Here is a 19,588-nt window from a genome sequence, read left to right as displayed (position 1 = left end):
CCTGTCGAAAGGGGATGCGTATGACTGAGCAGGGTGCTGTGCCTCCTGGGTATAAGCGGACGGAGGTCGGGGTGATCCCGGAGGATTGGGAGGTTAAACAAATTGGGGAGATAACCTCAATATACGTGGGTAAGGATATAATGGAAAATCATTACTCCACAATTCAGAATGAGAAGTACCAATATCCTGTTTTTTCAAATACAGTGGATAATGAAGGACTTTATGGTTATTATAAGGTATTTGAATATGATGGTGATGGTTTAACTGTAGTTGGGAGGGGTGTTGGTGTTGGTACTGCATTTAAAAGAAATGGTAGATTTGGTGCAATTGGTAGATTGATTGTCCTTTTTCCCTACGGTACTGTATATTCAAATTATCTTGTTTATCAAATAAACTTTAGTTTAAAAATTTTTGAAGAAAATACCGGAGTCCCTCAACTAACAGGTATTTCTTTATCAACATATTACTTACCTCTTCCCCCACCCCCCGAACAACACGCCATCGCCGCCGCCCTCTCCGATGTTGATGGACTGATCGGGGCGCTGGATGCCCTCATCTCCAAGAAGCGGGATATGAAGCAGGCCGCCATGCAGCAGCTTCTGACCGGGAGGACGAGGCTGCCGGGGTTTGAGGGTGAGTGGGAGGAGAAGCGGTTGGGGGATTTGGCAGAGATTGATCCCGAGAATCTTTCTAACTCCACTAATTTAGATTATTGTTTTAATTATATCTCGCTTGAACAAGTTGATAATGGTCGTCTGATTGGGTATTCGGAAGAGGTATTTCGCTCATCCCCCTCAAGAGCCCGACGAAAATTAAAGAAGGGGGATGTTCTAATGTCAACAGTTCGTCCAAATCTTATGTCACACTTACTCTATGTTAATCAAGTGAATAATGCAGTGTGTTCTACTGGTTTTGCAGTAATTCGAGCGAGGAAAGGACTCTCAGAACCTGGTTTTTTATATAATCACCTTTTTAGTTATGTTGTCAATAATCAAGTTGAGAAGATAATTGCAGGATCGAACTACCCTGCAATCAATAGCCGAGATGTAAAATTGATAGAAATCCCTTGTCCTCCAACTCTCTCCGAACAAACCGCCATCGCCACCGTCCTCTCCGACATGGACGCCGAGATCGCTGCCCTCGAACGCCGCCGTGACAAGGCGAAGGAGATAAAGCAGGGGATGATGCAGCAGCTTCTGACTGGGAAGGTGCGGCTACCAATAATCGGCAAAGAGGTTGCAAATGCATAGCGAGCGCTACCCAACTGATCTTATAGTAACAGTTGATGATTTTAGAGCCTGTGGATGGCAAGATGTGCTATCTGCGGCTTCTCAAAAGAACTACTCAACTATGTGGACTACCTTCTCTGATGCCGCAAAACGAGCCATAGAGAGTGGGAATCAATCCCATGGTAAAGTACTCTGGTTGCTCGCGGATGCATGTTCGATGATGTTGTCTCCTTCTAGTTTTAATGAGCCATTTAAACCATTTTATGTAATTAACGGGCAGCGTTCAGTTATACCAGATGATTTTTCTAAGGATGATATAACCTTTTTCGCGAATATAGTTGAGCTAATAGGTGATCCATGGTTAAAATCCCGCCTGTCCGATCTAGTCTGGCTTAAACAACGTCCTCGTAAATTTCAGTTTGCTTTACATGCGATTGACAGTTACCGAAGTATTTCACTAGACCAAGAAACTTGGCTGGATGGAGGATGTGATTGTTGGGATAGAGCAATTAAGCTTGCTCTGAGTCTCAATAAGGGTGCAGGAAGCCGTTTGAAAGAGATGGAAGAGCTAATTATACAAACATTTGAAGAAGCTCCTAAGGCAAGTGGCTATTTTTCACTTTGGCTTGCCGACTTACTACTCAATAATAAGCTTGCTTATGCCCATGCTCCTTCCATCGCGAGCAAGCTCGAACAAATGGCCTCTTCATTTGATTGTATTGGTGATTTTCGAAAAGCTCGTGATTTCTACGATGCTTCTGCAAAGTGGTTCAAAATAGCTGATAATGATGATATGTGGGTCCAGATGACCATTTCCTTAGCAGAATGCTTTGCTAAGGAGGCAGAGGCAATACTCTCCTCAGATCAACCAAAAGCAATTATAGCCAATATTAATTATGGGGATGCTATCAAGATATATCGTACGATTCCCGGCTCTTTTAGAGAAAAATACAAGGTTGATGAAAGAATCGCAGAAATCTATGTGTTATTCAAGCAGTCGGGGGAGGAGTCAGTTAATGAATTACGTAAGATAAGCTCCTCGCCTATTGACATAAGTTTGGATATCAAAAAGGCTTGTGATGCAGTCCGTGGAAAGGACTATAGTGAGGCGATACGGATATTTGCAAACCTTCAACCTTACGTAAGTAAGAAGGGTATTCGAGAGAATGCACTCAATATTATTAAAAATAATCCTCTTCATGCACACTTTCCTGCTACAGTTATGAGTTCAGATGGGCGTGTAATTGCCCGGCGGCCTGGTTTTAGCTTTGGCGATGCCCTCTCTGAAGACGATGAGAGAGTCATTCAAGTAGGAATGATCGAATACTATAATATTCAAATTGACTATACTGTGAAAGCGAACATTTTACCAGCACAGAATATTTTATTGTGTGAGCATCGATTGAGGGAAGTAGATTTCATTGCTCTGGCTAAAATATCCCCAATAGTGCCTGAGGGAAGAGAACAATTATTTGGAAAAGCGTTATTTGCGGGTTATGATCGTGATTACATGACAGCCCTGCATCTTATTGTTCCACAAATTGAGAATGTGGTGCGCCATCATCTCAAAATTGCTGGAGTGAAAACTACAACACTTGATAGTAATGGTATTGAGACGGAAATAGGCTTAAGCAAACTAATGGAAATTCCTGAGGTGGAAACACTATTTGGTGAGGATCTTTCATTTGAGCTCAAATCATTATTCTGTGATCCATATGGACAAAACCTTCGAAATGGGGTTGCACATGGATTATTGGATGACACCAAATGCAGATCCACTTATGCCATCTATGCTTGGTGGTTTGGATTAAAGCTTGTTATCAACACTTTATGGAATGCGATTCAACGTTTGAATAAAGAAGAGGCAGAGGTACAACCATGACCGAGACTGAATCCATCGAATACAAGCAGTCCTGGCGGGACGAATACCTCAAATGGATCTGCGGCTTTGCCAATGCACAGGGGGGCAGGCTCTACATCGGGATGGATGATACCGGTCGGGTGGTTGGCGTTCCGGATGCCAGGCGGCTCCTTGAAGAGATCCCAAACAAGGTGCAGTCACAGCTTGGTATCATCGTGGATGTGAATCTCAGAACTGACGGTGATTGTGATCGTGAGTACCTGGAGATTGCAGTTGATCCCTATCCAAACCCCATCAGCTACAAGGGAGAATATCATTTCCGGAGCGGAAGCACCAAGCAGATCCTCAGGGGGGCGGCCCTTGACCGTTTTCTCCTGATGAAACAGGGCCGCCACTGGGATGGTGTTCCGGTTCCCTATGTTACTCTGGATGAATTCGATCCACGTCTGCTTACAGCATTTCGGAAGAAAGCGCTCATGAGCAGGCGTTTATCTGATGACGTCCTCAAAGAACCGGATGCCGCCCTTATCGAGAAGCTCCACCTGACGGAAGGCAGATATCTGAAACGTGCAGCTGTCCTCCTCTTTCATCCTGATCCCGAAAAATATGTGACCGGGGCATATGTCAAGATAGGGTACTTTGAAGAGGAAGCCAATCTTCTCTACCAGGATGAGATCCATGGCGATCTCTTCACCCAGGTAGACCGTACGATGGATCTCCTCCTGACAAAGTACCTGAAGGCGATGATCTCCTACGAGGGGATACAGCGGGTGGAGACGTATCCAATACCGCCTGAAGCACTCCGTGAAGCAGTGCTGAATGCCATCACGCACAAAGACTACGGGAGTGGAATTCCGATTCAGATCAGCGTATTTGAAGATAGAATCCGCATCTGGAACAATGGACCGCTCCCTGAGGGATGGAGTATTGAGCATCTCACCGGGACGCACCAGTCCCAGCCCTATAACCCAGATATCGCAAACGCATTCTTCCGTGCAGGCATGATCGAATCCTGGGGCAGGGGAATTCAGCGGATCATGGCAGCATGCAGGGCAAACAAATCACCTATTCCTTCGTTTCGGCATGAACCCACTGGTCTCTGGGTGGAGTTTCCGTATAGGATGAGTATTGATACGGGTACCCCGGATACTATCCCCATAACTATCCAGAAAAGTACCCAGAAAAGTACCCAGAAAAGTACCCAGAAAAGTACCCAGAAAATACTTGCTATAATACGGGATAAGCCCACAGTGAGCCGGAGGGAGATCGCAGAGTTGCTTGGAGATCTCTCAGAAAACAGCGTTAAATACCTGATTGAGAGGATGAAAGAGGATGGGATTGTCCAACGCATCGGGCCGACCAAAGGCGGCCACTGGGAGATCATAGGAGAGGAAAATGGCTGACGTCGGCGAGCGTGAGATACTGACACAGGGGCGGGTGATCAGCTTCTTTTCAGAAGCACTTGGCTATGCCTACCTCGGCAACTGGAAGGATAGAACTGAGAACAGCAACATCGAAGAGAACCTGCTCAAAGACTGGCTGCTCGGGCAGGGCTATGATGATCGGATCATTGAAAAAGTCCTCTTCGAACTTGGGAAAGCAACGACTGTCGGGGGTGTTCGCTCCCTCTATGATGCCAACCGTGAATTCTACAGCCTTCTCAGGTATGGCGTGAAGGTAAGCCCCTCAATCGGGGAACAACATATTACCGTATGGCCAATCGACTGGAAGAACCTTGAAAAGAACGACTTTGCCATTGCAGAAGAGGTCACCATAGCCGGGGAGCATACCAAGCGCCCGGATATCGTCCTCTATGTCAATGGAATCGCCCTTTGCGTGCTGGAACTGAAACGCTCCACCGTCTCGGTGACAGAAGGCATCCGGCAGAACCTCGATAACCAGAAGAAAACGTTCATCCGGCCGTTTTATGCAACGATTCAGCTATTGATGGCAGGCAATGAGACCGAAGGAATGCGGTATGGCACCATCGAAACGCCGGAAAAGTACTATCTCCGGTGGAAAGAAGCTGATACACACCCCATTGCCGCCGATAATTCTCTCCTCCGGGAACTCGGCCAGCTCTGCAACAAGGAGCGTCTTCTTGAGGTTATCCACGATTTCATCGTCTTTGATGCAGGAACCAAGAAGACCTGCCGCCACAACCAGTACTTCGGGGTAAGAGCTGCACAGGAGCGGGTGAGGCAGCGTGAAGGCGGGATCATCTGGCATACGCAGGGGAGCGGGAAGAGCCTGACGATGGTCTGGCTTGCGAAGTGGATTCGTGAACATATTGAAAATGCCCGCGTCCTCCTTGTCACAGACAGAATTGAACTGGATGAACAGATCGAGGGTGTCTTTAACGGGGTCAGCGAGGCGATCTACCGGGCAAAGAGCGGATCAGATCTCGTCAATCTCCTCAATACGAACGAAGAATGGCTGATATGCTCGCTGATCCATAAGTTCGGACGGGGCGAGGATCTCACACAACAGGATGTCGATGAGTATATCCGGAATATAAATGCAAACCTCCCGCAGAACTTCCGTGCAAAAGGCGAGATCTTTGTCTTCATCGATGAATGTCACCGGACGCAGTCGGGTGTGCTCCATGAGGCGGTGAAAACCCTCCTCCCGAACGCGATGATGATCGGGTTCACCGGAACGCCCCTTTTAAAGAAGGATAAGAAGAAGAGCATTGAGATCTTCGGCACGTATATTCATACCTACAAGTATGACGAGGCGGTACATGATGGCGTTGTCCTCGATCTCCGGTATGAGGCACGGGATATCGACCAGAACATAACCTCGGAGGAGAAGATCGACCGGTGGTTTGAGGTAAAAACAGCAGGTCTCACCGATTTTGCACGGGCAGAACTCAAAAAACGCTGGGGCACGATGAAGAAGGTCCTCAGCTCGCAGGATCGGCTCGAAAAGATCGTAGCTGACATTCTCCTTGATATGGAGACGAGAGACCGGTTGAGAAGCGGCCATGGGAACGCGATGCTTGTTTCGGGGAGCATCTACTCGGCCTGCCGGTTCTACGAGATGTTCCAGAAGACCGACCTCAAAGGGAAATGTGCGATCATCACGTCGTACAAACCATCCCCTGCGGATATCAAGGGCGAAGAAACAGGCGAAGGGCTCACCGAGAAATTGCTGCAATATGATATCTATCGTAGGATGCTTGCCGATTTCTTTGATGAGCCTGAAGATACGGCGATGTATAAAGTCGAGACCTTTGAGAAAGAGGTGAAGAAGCGGTTCATCGAAGAGCCGGGGCAGATGAAGCTCTTAATCGTAGTCGACAAACTGCTGACCGGCTTTGATGCACCCCCTGCAACGTACCTCTACATCGACAAGCAGATGCGTGATCACGGGCTCTTCCAGGCGATCTGCCGGGTGAACCGGCTGGATGGGGAGGATAAGGAGTACGGCCATATCATCGACTATAAAGATCTCTTCATGTCCCTTGAACGGTCGATCAAAGACTACACCGGCGGAGCATTCGAGGATTTCGATAAGGAGGATGTTTCTGGCCTTTTAAAAGACCGCCTGGAGAAAGGGCGTGAAAAATTGGAAGAGATCCGTGAGGCGATCAAGGCACTCTGCGAACCGGTTGAGCCCCCAAAGGCGAGCAGGGACTATATCAGGTATTTCTGCGGTTCAAGTGAAGATCCCCTTGCCCTAAAACGAACCGAGCCGCTGCGTGTGGATCTCTATAAGCGGGTTGGAACATTTGTGAGGAGATATGCGGATCTTGCCGGTGAAATGCGCCAGGCAGGATATAGCGATCAGGAGGCACGGACGATCAGGAGCGAAGTTGCCCATTACGAGAAAGTCCGTGAGGAGATCATGCGGGCAAGCGGCGATTATATCGACCTGAAACGGTATGAACCGGCGATGCGCCATCTTCTTGATGCCTATATCAGGGCGGAGGAGAGCGAGGTTGTATCAACATTCGATGATATGACGCTTGTGCAGCTGATCACTATCCGAGGAGAAGGGGCGATCGAGACGCTTCCAGAAGATATCAGGAAGGATCATGAGGCGGTCGCAGAGACGATCGAGAATAATGTCAGGAAGATCATCCTCGATGAGATGCCGGTCAATCCAAAGTACTATGAGAAGATGTCCGAGCTTCTGGATTCTCTTATCCGCGAGCGGAAACATCATGCGATGGACTACAGGGCATACTTGGAAAGAATAGTCCAGCTGGCACGGAATGTGAGCCAGCCGGAGAGACAGAATGTATACCCCTCCGCAATCACCACTCCGGCGCTCAGGGCTCTGTATGATAATCTGGTGACTGGGGAGAACCAGGCTTTGAGTGAGATTGCGCCATATGGTGGTCGGAGAGCTGAAAACCCCCGTGCAGAGACGGCGCTCGCTCTCGATAAAATCATCAGGGAGACGAAAAAGGCGGGATGGCGAGGGAACCGGTTCAAGGAACGGGAAGTGCTGGGTGCCATCCGGCAGGTCCTCGGTGACGATGAACAGCTGATCGAGCGAATCTTTGAGATAGTGAAGAATCAGCGTGACTACTGAGAAGCATCTGATCGAAGTTTCGGGGATACCTGTTGAGATCATCAGGAAGAAGATCAAGAACCTCCACCTCGGGGTCTATCCCCCTGAGGGCCGGGTTCGGGTCTCCGCACCGCTCTTCCTTGATGATGAGGCGATACGTCTAGCTATCATCTCCCGCCTGAAGTGGATTAAAAAGCAGCAGAAGAAGTTTCTCGAACAGGATCGCCAGTCCGAACGGGAGATGATCACCGGTGAGACTCACTTCTTCAGGGGCAGGCGCTACCGACTGGATGTTATCGAAGCAGATCTGCCTCCACGGGTATGCCTGAGGGGCACTGCCACAATGGAGTTGCGGATCCGGCCAGAAACCAGCCGGGAGAGGCGTGAGGAGATCCTCTATGGCTGGTATCGGAAGCAGCTCAAAGAGCAAATCCCGCCGCTCATCGCCAAGTGGGAAGAGATAATAGGTGTTTCTCTTCTGGAATGGGGTGTCAAGCGGATGAAGACCCGTTGGGGTTCATGCAATGCAGATGCCCGCCGGATCTGGCTGAACCTCGAACTTGTGAAGAGGCATCCGCTCTGTCTTGAGTACATCATCGTGCACGAGATGGTGCATCTCCTCGAACGGCGGCATAATGAACGATTCAGGGAACTGATGGACGGCTTCATGCCGGGATGGCGGCAGCAGAAGGAAGGGCTGAAGGAGGTTCCATTGACAGAGGAATACTGGGAGGAATAATCCCTGTCAATGGCGGTTAATCTTTCTATTGTCTCCAGGCAATTATCACGCTAATTTTTCTCAGGAGGAGCTTAATCTCGGAGATTACCATCCCCTGCGTGAAAGGGCTTTGAGTGGTGTGAAAGGAGTTGTCTTCCGAATGGCGTTCATGTCGCTTTCAATCTTTTCCACATCCCATTCCTTCTCCACTCCGCTCCTCCCCCAACACCAACAACCTTTTCGTTATTTCCAGTCATGTTCTAATATGGCTCTCCCCTCTTCCCTCCCTCCGGGCATCTATGAGCAGCTCATCCATGAATATCTCTCATCCAAACTCAATCTCCTCGATAGAGACCGAATTGACATCCATAAGGGAAAACTTGAAAAATATGATCCTCAGGTGATCCTCTCCCGGTATCTTCATACATTAATCCTGAAGATGCTCCGGATCGCTGATGAAAAACATACATCTCTCGACAACCAAATTCTCATCTGTAACGAGATCATCCAGCTTGTCTCATCTCAGATGGATTTTGCACCTGCTGAACTCTGCAAAATAACGAGAGATGCAGAGCTCCTCCTTGCTATCAAAGAGAGGGAACAGACTGGTGTTTATTCTGAGGGGATCTCTCCCATTGGAGATTGGAGGGTTCAACGGCCACGAACATCGATTGCACAGACAAGTCTCTTTACCGGATCACCAAATGAGCCGAGTCTGGCAAGTGAATTCAAACACGAGATTCTATCATCTGACAGGATTGATCTCCTCATCTCATTTATAAAATGGAGCGGAATCAGGTTAATCATCGATGATTTGAGATACTTTGTGAGCCGGGGGAATAAACTCAGGATTATCACAACCTCATATACCGGAGCAACCGATCTCAAAGCCATCGAAGAGCTCACAAACCTTCCAAATACAGAGGTGAAGATCTCCTATGATACCGATCGGACCCGTCTCCATGCGAAGACCTATTTATTCCACAGAAATACTGGCTTTTCAACTGCTTATATCGGATCTGCCAATATCTCAAACCCCGCGATGACGAGCGGCCTTGAATGGAATGTTAAAATAACCGAACAGGATTCGCTGGATATTATACGAAAGATTGAGGCCACATTTGACTCGTACTGGGACAATCCAGAATTTATCCTGTATCGACATGAAGATCAGGATCGATTGAGGCGGGCTCTTTCAAAAGAAAGGCCAAAATATGATGAACTGGTTCCTGTCTTTGATATCCAGCCCTACTTTTTTCAGAAGGAGATACTTGAGAGACTTCAGGCAGAACGACAACTTCATAAAAATTATCGAAATCTGGTTGTTGCTGCTACCGGGACAGGGAAGACGATCATTTCCGCATTTGATTACAAGAGCCTAATTGCCCGACCAAGGCAGTACCCACGCCTCCTCTTTGTTGCACATCGGGAAGAGATCCTCAAGCAGAGCCTGTCTGTTTTCCGGGGGATCTTACGTGATCCAAATTTTGGTGATCTTATGGTTGGAGGACATAAACCCTCACAGATTGATCACCTCTTCATCTCCATTCAGAGCCTGAATAGTGCCAATCTCCCTGCTCTTACTACTCCTGAGTACTATGATATGATCATCGTGGATGAATTCCACCATGCTGCTGCTCCTTCGTACCAGAAGCTCCTCACCTATTATATGCCACAGATCCTCCTTGGACTGACAGCGACTCCCGAACGGATGGACGAGCTCGATATTCTGGAGTACTTTGATGGGAAGATCAGTGCTGAAATTCGATTGCCAGAAGCGATTAACCGGAAACTCCTCGCCCCATTTCACTATTTCGGAGTGACAGATATCATTGATCTATCGGGTGTCTCGTGGAAACAGGGGAAGTACGACATAAGGGAGCTCTCACAGATCTTTATCGAATCAACCCAACGGGAACAGAGAGTTGATCAGATCATTCTGGCAATTGAGCAATATACGACCGATATTCACGATATCATTGGCCTTGGGTTCTGTGTCACTATTGATCATGCGGAGTTCATGGCATCATCATTCAATAAAGCTGGTATTGCTTCTGCCGCTCTCCATGCAAACAGCTCAAAGGAAGAGAGAGATACGGTTCAGGGCCGGTTGAAATCCCGGGAGATTCACTTTATTTTCATCGTTGATTTGTACAATGAAGGTGTTGATATCCCAGAAGTCAATACCATTCTCTTCCTCCGGCCAACTGAGAGTCTCACCGTCTTCCTCCAGCAGCTTGGCCGTGGTCTTCGCCTCCAGGAAGGAAAGGAGTGCCTGACTGTCTTTGATTTTGTTGGCAGGCATAATACACGGTATCGATTTGGTGAGAAGCTTATGGCTCTCCTTGCACCGGGTGGGAAGAACCTCTATGAGCAGATTAAGAGGAGTGACTATGTACTCCCGAAGGGATGCCATATCCATCTCGAAAAAGTAGCTCGGGAGAATATTTTAGAAAATATCAAGGCAAATCTGACGAATAAAAAGTATCTGATCAAACGAATAAAGGCATTTGAAAGAGAGACTGGAAAACAACTGTCCTTTAAACACTTCCTTGATCATCATACATTGAAACCACTTGATGTCTATCTGATAGGAACATTTACTGACCTTGCCTCTGAAGCAGGTGTCTATCCAGAGAAATATCAGAGAGAGAAACTCTTTTCTAAAAAATCTGCTCAACGCTTATCTTTCATTGACTCCCCCTTCGCAATTGAATGCATCCAGTCATTCCTGCATGATCCAAGAACTTTCTCCTCCCGTTCACTTTCCCCGCAGGAGGAGCAGATCATTACTCTCTTCTATTATTCTCTCTATGATGAAGCACTACATGAACAGGCTATGGTAGGAGATGGTAGCCGGTTGGAACGTGCCTTTGCCGATATTCTTCAAAACAGTGAGATCAGGGATGAAATAGATGATCTCTTAAACTACAACTATGAACATATCGATTTCATTCCAAAACCACTCGATCCTGGGTATGAAACGCCCCTTGAACTCCATTGTACCTATACTCGCGATCAGATCTTTGCAGCCCTCGGACATCACACCCTGATACAACGAGCGAGTGCAGGAATGCGTGAGGGTGTTGTTTATCTTCCAGATAAGAAGACGGATGTCTTCTTTATCACCCTGAACAAGACTGAGGAAGCCTACTCTCCTTCAACAATGTATGATGATTATGCAGTGACTGACACCCTCTTCCATTGGCAATCCCAGAGCACCACATCTCCATCATCGGGGGCCGGCCGCCGTTATATTGAACATCAACGATTGGGAACAACAGTCCTCTTCTTTGTTCGGGAATACAAGAAGGTTGGCGGCATAACTCAGCCGTATATCTTCCTAGGTCCGGGCCGCTACATCTCTCATGAGGGAAGTCGGCCCATGAGTATTATCTGGAAATTGGAATTACCAATGCCGCCAGCACTCTTTGCGAAGGCGAACAAGGCAGTTGGGGGATGAATAGCAATTCTTCTCAAAATAAAATGACGACACAGGTCGCCAATTACCCTTCTCCTCTCTGTTTCGTATGGGTTTTAATAGGGGTCGAGTCAATCATTTGATACTTGATGTGTTTGGGCATGAGCGTTTTCAAATATTGGGGGACTAATCACTCAGGTGCGGGTGTTCGATGGAGGACTTTGCCGTGATGGATGCAGAGGATCGATAACGGAGAGACTTTTCATGGGAGTGGATATACGTAGATGTTTTCCAGAGGAATTATGAATGGATGACAAAGAATTGGCGTCTTTAATTGCAAAGGGGGAATCCTTGGAGCTGGAATTCAAGTCGGATTCACGACGTGGTTTTTCAGATAAGGAGATTTACGATGAGATTGTTTCCATGGCGAACACAAATGGAGGAATCCTCCTCATCGGAGTTGAAGATGATGGAGTCATTTCTGGCTGCCGTCCACGCAATGGTTCAGTAACTGATGTCAATAGGCTGAAATCTGCAATATTCAATAATACTGTCCCCAGTATCAATACGAGAGTCTCTGTTGTTTATGATCCCAAAGGAGATGTTCTCGTGATCCAGGTGGATCCATATCCGGAGATCTGTTCAACCGCATCTGGAAAAACGCTGAGACGAGTGATTGGTTCGGATGGAAAACCTGCTACTGTTCCCTATTATGCACGGGATCAGGTTTCCAGACGGGTTGATCTTGGACATCTGGATTTCTCATCACTTCCCGTAGATGGTGCAACTATTGATGATCTCGATCCCCTTGAGTTTGAACGGGTTCGTCAGGCCATTACCAATCTCAGGGGTGACAGAACACTCCTTGAACTCCCAAACGAAGAGCTTGCAAAAGCCCTTCGCCTTGTTGAAACCCGTAATGGAACGCTTGTACCAAATGTTGCCGGAATCCTTCTCCTTGGACACCTTTCCTCTATCCAGCGGTTTTTGCCAACACATACAGTACACTTTCAGGTTCTTGACATTCAGGGGGATGTCAGGGTAAATGATGCATTTTATGAACCGATTGTAAAAATTATCGAGGAGATCGAGTCCCGGTTCAAGGCACGGAACGAAGAGCGGGAAAAGATTGTCGGACTCCTTCGCTATCCGATACCTGATTATTCACCAGTTGGATTCCGTGAAGCGGTTAATAATGCTCTCCTACACCGGGATTACAGCCGGATGGAGAGTGTCTATATCCAGTGGCACCACGATCATATCCTGATAACAAATCCCGGCGGTTTTCCTGAGGGGATAACCTCGGAGAATATCCTTGTTCATGAACCAAAACCCAGGAATATCCGGCTTGCAGAGGCATTCAAGAGAATCGGGATAATTGAGCAGACCGGACGTGGGGTTGACAAGATATACATGGAGCAGGTCAGGTATGGAAGACCACCTCCGGATTATTCCAGAAGCGACAGTTTAGCTGTGCGGGTTGAGATATCGGGTGGAGAATCTTCACTGGACTTTGCTGCCTTTATCTATGAAGAGAAGCGAGATGGAAAGGTTTTCTCATTGGATGAACTCCTAATTTTAAACACATTATATTATGACCGGCCAATTGATGAATCAACTGCCGGGAGTATTATTCAGAAGGGAACCACTCAAGGCCGCAGGGTACTTGAACAACTTCATGAACGTGGACTTGTGGAGGTACTTCGTAAGCGGAGTGGAAACGTGTACCACCTATCGGCAGCACTCAACAAGCGACTTCATGCAAAATCAGAGTATCTGCGTTCAAAAGATATTGACAAGAATCAACAAGAGAAGATGATCATTGCGTATGTAGAGGAGCATGGGAAGATTACCCGTTCAGATGCGATGGACTTACTCGATCTGAATGGATATCAGGCAACCCGCGTTCTTAAACGCATATCTGAGGAAAATCCGCGTTTTAAAAAGGTGGGTGAGACGAAAGGCACGTATTACATATGGGAAAATGTATGATGGCCTTATTGTTGATGACTGTTTATTTGTGCAATGTATGAAATATATCTGCGCGCACATAAGTTCACTTGTGATTTATCTGCGCGCACATAAATCCGCACATATATTCTATGTGATGAAAAAATCATGTGAATAATGTGTGGATAAAAAAACCTAAATATCCTCACGAATGCAAAAATCTCACCATAGGATATCTTTTTAAAATAACCTCGTCTCTCTATTGAATCAATATAAAATAGAACTGATATGAGGTGTTTTCATTTGGGTTATTTTCATAAGTGTCATTTTATATTCTAATTCTGCAACAGCTTGTGTCAAAATTGCCGATTATGAAAACGTGATCTGCCTCTTCCCGCACCTCTCCAAACCCCAATTATCACTGATAACTTTATTATGCTATCACTAAAATGCGATAGCCCTCCCCTCCCAGCTATAATTCCGTATCACGATATTCATTTCTCACGATAGTTGATCTCCACGAATCACAATCTTCCCTATATCCCCATCTCCAATGCCCCCTCCCCTAAAAAACACTCCCGCCCTGTACACTCCGCTCATCCCCATTGCCCCTGTTTCTGACATAGTATGTGCCGGAGCAGGCGAGGAGGGGCGGGCGGTCTGCCTCCTTGCGGAAAACGTCCCCTCCCTCCCCCCACCCGGCAGGAGCCACCACTAATGGCAGTAGATTTCGAACAGATACGGAGCAACAAGACAGCGGTCAGGGACCTTCCGGCACCGCTTGTTGATACCGCGGCCCTTGAGGCTGTGGTTGCGCATGTACTTGAGAACAACCCCTTCGGCTGTGTAGCCTATGAGTCAGGCGGCGAGACGATCCCGGGCGTGGTCCGGGGCCGTGAGCAGTATACCGCCCGGATCGTGTACCTTGATGGAGACGGCAAAAGGGTCGGTGCAGCAACCGTCACCGCCGGGACAACCGCCGGGATGAATGCGGCAGCTGCTGCCGTCCTTGCAGATGCAGCACTCACCGCAGCCGTCGGCGGGACACCTGAGCGTGACCAGAACAAGGATTCCTACTCCTGCCAGCTGAAGTGCCGCGATCCAAATGGCGAGAACTATACCCTCACGTTTGGCAGAAAGGCAGTCAGGCTGACCGGCTACGATGATGAGGCGATCCTTGCCGCAGTCGAGGACTGGGCAGACGAGATGGCAGCCCTGAGCTGAGCCTGTTGTGCCGGGCTATCCAATATGAGCCTGCAAGCTCGGTTTTCCAACTGAGGTTGATAACTGAGATATTGACAGAGCAGAGGGGCATATCCCTGCTCCTCTCCTCTTCCTCTCACCTCTCCTATCACTTCATAATCAGTGATCATTCCGATATCCTGGCGAAATCCCTGTACTCCGGAGATGTTCCGGTACCATGATAGCAGAAGGGCGGCTGAAAGGGGAATCCTTATGCAGACCCCGATCGATTGAAGTATAATGACACAGACAAAAGCACCATCTCCTCCCAATGGCACCATCCTCTCCTATGCCAGAACAATTCCCAGATCTATTTATCTCCTCTATTTCCTCTTCCTGTCGGGGATATTCGGCCTCCTGTCCGGATTCCAGTATGCGATACTCCGGTTTATCCCAATTGAGTTCACCCTCCGGCATATCTACCTGAATGTAGCCGATCCAAACCTTCTATCCATGTTTCTCAGCAATTATATGCATAATCCCCTGGACTCTTCGCATATCATGAATAACCTCTCTTCAGCCTACCTTCTGATCATTGCGATCTTTGTTGTCGGCATCATCATTCTGCCGGCTCTCCGGTCTCCGATGCCTCCGAAATTCTTCCCGGCAACCTTCCTCGTATTTCTCCTGGTACTTCCGTTCTCAATCTCAGGAATATCGATCTGGTCTGGCCGTATCATGGGAAAGGAATGGTCTTCGGGATTCTCCGGGATAACCTATGCATTCCTCGGGCTTCTGTTCTTCCTGATGCTCTCGCTTGTATACAGAACCGTACTGGAGAGCCGATCTGAGAAAATCTCCCAGTCGGTCTTTGTTCTCCTCACTGCAACCTTTCTAACGCTCACCCTCGCCATATGCCAGATCTTCACCGAGCTGCCTTCCGGGACGGTGAATGTCTATGCCCATCTTGGCGGCCTTCTTCTCGGGCTTCTCATCCCCTCCCTCATCGGCCTCTTCCTGACAGCACGGGATCAAAAACAGAAGGCAGTTGCCGGGGTCTTCATCGGATCTGTTCTTTTCATTCCCTCGGTCTTCTGGCTTCTGTTGCCGTTTTGATTATGGCTTCCGGGGCTTCTCCCGGTGAAGGGGGATAGATCCGGGATGGCTTTCGGACAGAACTGATCAGCTGACTTGATCCTCCCGGTTCAGTTTATAAAACCAAAGAACCTATTTGATGGGATTATCTATGGTAAAGATTCATCATCTATGCTTCCTCTGCATCACCCTCTTTGTCGTGTTTGCCGCAGGATGCACAACCACTGAAGAGACCGCACCTCCTGCTCCCATTGGGGGAGAAGCGCTGACGTTCGTAACCGAAGAGTATCCTCCCTTCAACTATATCGAAGACGGGGTAGTCAAAGGGATCTCTGTTGATATCCTGCTTGGTACACTTGAAGAGATGGGAACCCCGGTAGCACGGGATCAGATCAGGGTGCTGCCATGGACTATCGCCTATGATACCGCCCTTTTAGAGAAGAATACCGTCCTCCTCACTACAATCAGATCCCCGGAGAGAGACGAGCTCTTCAAATGGGCGGGACCATTTGTATCTGTCGCCTATGTTCTTTTTGGGGAACTGCATGAGGAATATACAATCTCGACTGCGGATGACCTGAAGAAGTACCGGATCGGGGTCGTAAAGGACGATTATGCAGGAATTTTGCTGAAGGAGAGCGGAGTTTCAGAGTCAAAGATCATTGAAGCCGATGATGTACCACAGCTTATCTCTCTCCTCCAGGATGGGACAATCGATCTCTTCTGTTATGGAGAATTTGCCGGCAGGTACTTCATTGAAAAGTCAACAGACAATGCTGACAATTTCGGGATACTTTACAGATTTGAGACCGATGACATCTATTTTGCCTTCAACAGGGAGACATCAGACGATCTTGTGGGAGCATTCCAGGATGCCCTTGACACCCTCCGGTATCAGCCTGATCAGACCGGAATAACAGAATACCAGCGTATCCTGTACAGCTATATTGGCGTTTCTTACCTGCCGGATCCACCTGTCACACGAGAAGAGGTGATCGGACTTGTCGACTCTACGGCCGATGCCATAGAGAAGGACACTCCCGGCACCTTCGCCCGGATCAATGCCGGCGAACATCCCTTCTGGGACAGTGAGAACAGGGCACTCTATGTCTTTGTTTATGACACCAATGTGACGATCGTTGCTGAAGCCGACAACCCACGTCTTGTCGGGGAGAATATGAGAGGGAAGACGGATATTGTAGGCACGCCTTTCCGTGACCAGATCACCGATATTGCCCTGACAGAAGGTTCCGGCTGGGTCGATTATAAATGGATGATCCCGGAGATGAACGGGATCTATCATAAATCAGTCTACTTCAAACTGATTGAGGGGAGCGATACCAATCAGTATATTGTCATCAGCGGATTGTATACTGCAAACCCCAATCCTGCCCACCAGGATCGGGATTGAGCAGGCAGAAGGACGTTCCCGGCAGGGAATATCCCTCCACAATCTCTTTTTTTATATGAAAATGCATGGGAACACCCCTCATTTTCATCTTGTATGCCTGTTGCCCCTGGTGGCATCATGAGCGTTTTTTTTCCCTGAGGCAGGATGAGGTATAGTCCCTCCTGAGTCCAACAGTGATACGCTAATCCTTACTGTTTATTCGAAAGTTTTGCCTCCTATCATCGACAGGACATACACAGTGTGTGGGCGTGTATAACAAACCGGTGATCTGTTCGTCGGTTTTTCCCGTTCACGGGCATCACCGCACTCCTGTCTTTCTTCTTTGGGTTCTATCAAGTCTGGGCTGACATGATGAGGGAAGCAGGGCTCTTCCGAATACCTTTCAACACCCTGGTTCAAAACCCCGACTATTCAATGAATGCCTCTTCGCAAAACGCATTTTACTCTCTCTTCCCAACTCCTCCACAAAGTCTACATGATTACACTCCTGCAAAAACCCGATCTTTTGCATGAGTATAATCATTCAAAATAAGTACTTTTTGCAGGGTTACAATCCATCGAAAACATACCTTTATGCATGAGTATAACCATTCAAAATATCATGGTGCCTCTCCCTCCCCGACGCTCTGGCTCCCCCGGTTCCTCTACTAACTCCGGGTATGATGGATCTCCCGGCTCTTCTTTACCTTCCAACTTCCCTCCTCTCCTCGATATCCTTGCAGCCCAGAACCCCTGGTGGAATGATCGGGACTTTTCATCCATGGCAGGTGTCTGCCGTGGCCGCTACTTCAAAAAGATCCGGGCATATTACGACTCCGGCGAGATCGTTGTTCTCAATGGGGTGCGGCGTTCGGGCAAGACCACCCTTCTCATGCAGATGATCCAGGATCTGATCAATGAGAGGGAGGCAGATCCGCGTTCGATACTCTTTGTCAACTGTGATGAGCCTGCAATTGCCCAGCTTGCAAACCCGCTTGAAATGGTGCTGGATACCTATAGGAAAGAGGTATACAGCCAGGAGGGGGCAACCCTTGTCTTTGATGAGATTCAGACAATTTCCGGATGGGAGCGATGGATCAAGGCTATCTATGATCGAAAACAGTTCCGGTTGGCTATATCGGGATCATCCTCCTATCTTCTCGACTCACAGGTCTCACAGTTGATCAGCGGCAGATACCTCTCTCTCCAGATTTACCCACTTGATTTCTCAGAGTATCTCCACTTTCATGGAATAACCGGGACAGCCGATCCCGTCACACTCGCCAGTAAAAAATATGAGATTCTTGAATTATTCCATCGATATCTCTACGAAGGTGGGTTTCCGCAGGCAGTCCTCCAGAAGGATGAATCGGTAAGGGTGGATCAGCTCAGTGCATACTATGACAGTATTGTCTACCGTGATATCGTCAAAGGGAACGATGTGAGGAACCAGCGGGCATTGGGTGATCTTATTGCGTATATGATGGCGAATATTACCTCCCCATATTCGTACCGTAAACTGGTTGATCTGCTCGGAATTGACACGGCTACGATAAAAGAGTACATCCGGTATGCAGAGATGGCACAGATCCTCTTTGAGGTTTTTCATTTCAGCTACTCGCTGAAGGTACAGGCAAGAAATGATAAAAAGATCTACTGTATCGACAATGGACTCAGGAATGCAGTTTCGTTCTCATTCTCAAAAGATACAGGCCGCTGTGCCGAGAATCTTGTCTATATCGAACTGCGGAGGCGCGGGTATACGCCCTATTACTGGAAGAAAAATGGTGAGGTGGATTTTATCCTGAAGATGCGTGATTCCAGCTTAATGGCGATCAATGTAACCTACACCGATCAGTTGCACAGGCGGGAGACAGACGCCCTGCGTGAGTTTGCAGAAGAGTTTGGATCGAAGGTGAGCCGGTGCCTCCTCCTCACAAAGGATACGCAGGGGACTGATGGAATGATTCAGTACATCCCGCTCTGGAGATGGCTGCTCCTGAGGGATGGAGAGGACGAATCCCAATCATTCTGAAAGGAATGAGGGTATAAAGCAGCTGTATAATCAGGATTGATATGCACATCCTCGATATGCTGCCTGATGGCCCCCCGTGCCAATGCATATGAAAGGGGGATGGTTCCCGGAAGCTGGCACAGCAGGGAGGAAGAGTACAATGGGGGTATACCTGCCTAAAGCCCTCTTCTGATGAGAGAAGGATAA

At 48.0% G+C, this 19,588-nt stretch carries 12 protein-coding genes; all 12 read left to right on the top strand.

Features of this window, described 5'->3' with window-relative positions; translation table 11 throughout:
* Positions 1–20 precede the first annotated feature (20 nt).
* The 12 genes from ACYUBO_RS07310 (at position 21) to ACYUBO_RS07255 (ending at position 19,402) form a co-directional block, all read left to right on the top strand.
* Entirely contained in the window at positions 21–1,250 is a 1,230-nt protein-coding gene (locus tag ACYUBO_RS07310) for a restriction endonuclease subunit S (RefSeq protein ID WP_460373314.1), read from the top strand.
* Entirely contained in the window at positions 1,243–3,111 is a 1,869-nt protein-coding gene (locus ACYUBO_RS07305; RefSeq protein ID WP_460373313.1) for a DUF4209 domain-containing protein, read from the top strand. Before ACYUBO_RS07310 ends, ACYUBO_RS07305 begins: the two co-directional genes overlap by 8 nt.
* Entirely contained in the window at positions 3,108–4,493 is a 1,386-nt protein-coding gene (locus ACYUBO_RS07300) for an ATP-binding protein (protein ID WP_460373312.1), read from the top strand. The genes ACYUBO_RS07305 and ACYUBO_RS07300 overlap by 4 nt, the downstream gene beginning before the upstream one ends.
* Positions 4,486–7,632, top strand: coding sequence for a type I restriction endonuclease subunit R (locus ACYUBO_RS07295; protein WP_460373311.1), 3,147 nt, complete (start codon positions 4,486–4,488; stop codon positions 7,630–7,632). The genes ACYUBO_RS07300 and ACYUBO_RS07295 overlap by 8 nt, the downstream gene beginning before the upstream one ends.
* On the top strand, positions 7,622–8,350 hold the full coding sequence (locus ACYUBO_RS07290) for a M48 family metallopeptidase (RefSeq protein ID WP_460373310.1): 729 nt from the start codon (positions 7,622–7,624) through the stop codon (positions 8,348–8,350). Before ACYUBO_RS07295 ends, ACYUBO_RS07290 begins: the two co-directional genes overlap by 11 nt.
* 244 nt (positions 8,351–8,594) lie before the next feature.
* The gene (locus ACYUBO_RS07285) at positions 8,595–11,792 is read left to right on the top strand and encodes a DEAD/DEAH box helicase (protein ID WP_460373309.1); all 3,198 of its coding nucleotides are present in this window, start codon (positions 8,595–8,597) and stop codon (positions 11,790–11,792) included.
* A 264-nt stretch (positions 11,793–12,056) separates the two neighbouring features.
* Entirely contained in the window at positions 12,057–13,742 is a 1,686-nt protein-coding gene (locus ACYUBO_RS07280) for an RNA-binding domain-containing protein (RefSeq protein WP_460373308.1), read from the top strand.
* A gap of 511 nt (positions 13,743–14,253) precedes the next feature.
* Positions 14,254–14,418 carry a hypothetical protein gene (locus tag ACYUBO_RS07275; RefSeq protein WP_460373307.1) on the top strand — a complete coding sequence of 55 codons (165 nt, stop codon included), beginning with the start codon at positions 14,254–14,256 and terminating at the stop codon, positions 14,416–14,418.
* On the top strand, positions 14,418–14,924 hold the full coding sequence (locus ACYUBO_RS07270; protein ID WP_460373306.1) for a hypothetical protein: 507 nt from the start codon (positions 14,418–14,420) through the stop codon (positions 14,922–14,924). Before ACYUBO_RS07275 ends, ACYUBO_RS07270 begins: the two co-directional genes overlap by 1 nt.
* Before the next feature lie 258 nt (positions 14,925–15,182).
* Positions 15,183–15,998, top strand: coding sequence for a hypothetical protein (locus ACYUBO_RS07265; RefSeq protein WP_460373305.1), 816 nt, complete (start codon positions 15,183–15,185; stop codon positions 15,996–15,998).
* A 130-nt stretch (positions 15,999–16,128) separates the two neighbouring features.
* Positions 16,129–17,388 carry a cache domain-containing protein gene (locus ACYUBO_RS07260; RefSeq protein ID WP_460373304.1) on the top strand — a complete coding sequence of 420 codons (1,260 nt, stop codon included), beginning with the start codon at positions 16,129–16,131 and terminating at the stop codon, positions 17,386–17,388.
* A gap of 601 nt (positions 17,389–17,989) precedes the next feature.
* Positions 17,990–19,402 (top strand): ATP-binding protein, encoded by a 1,413-nt coding sequence (locus tag ACYUBO_RS07255; RefSeq protein ID WP_460373303.1) that lies wholly within the window; start codon positions 17,990–17,992, stop codon positions 19,400–19,402.
* The last annotated feature ends 186 nt before the right edge of the window (positions 19,403–19,588 follow it).

Source organism: Methanocalculus sp. MC3, assembly GCF_054767395.1.
Note: the sequence above shows the minus strand (reverse complement) of the source record. Positions and strands in the feature narration are given on the sequence as shown.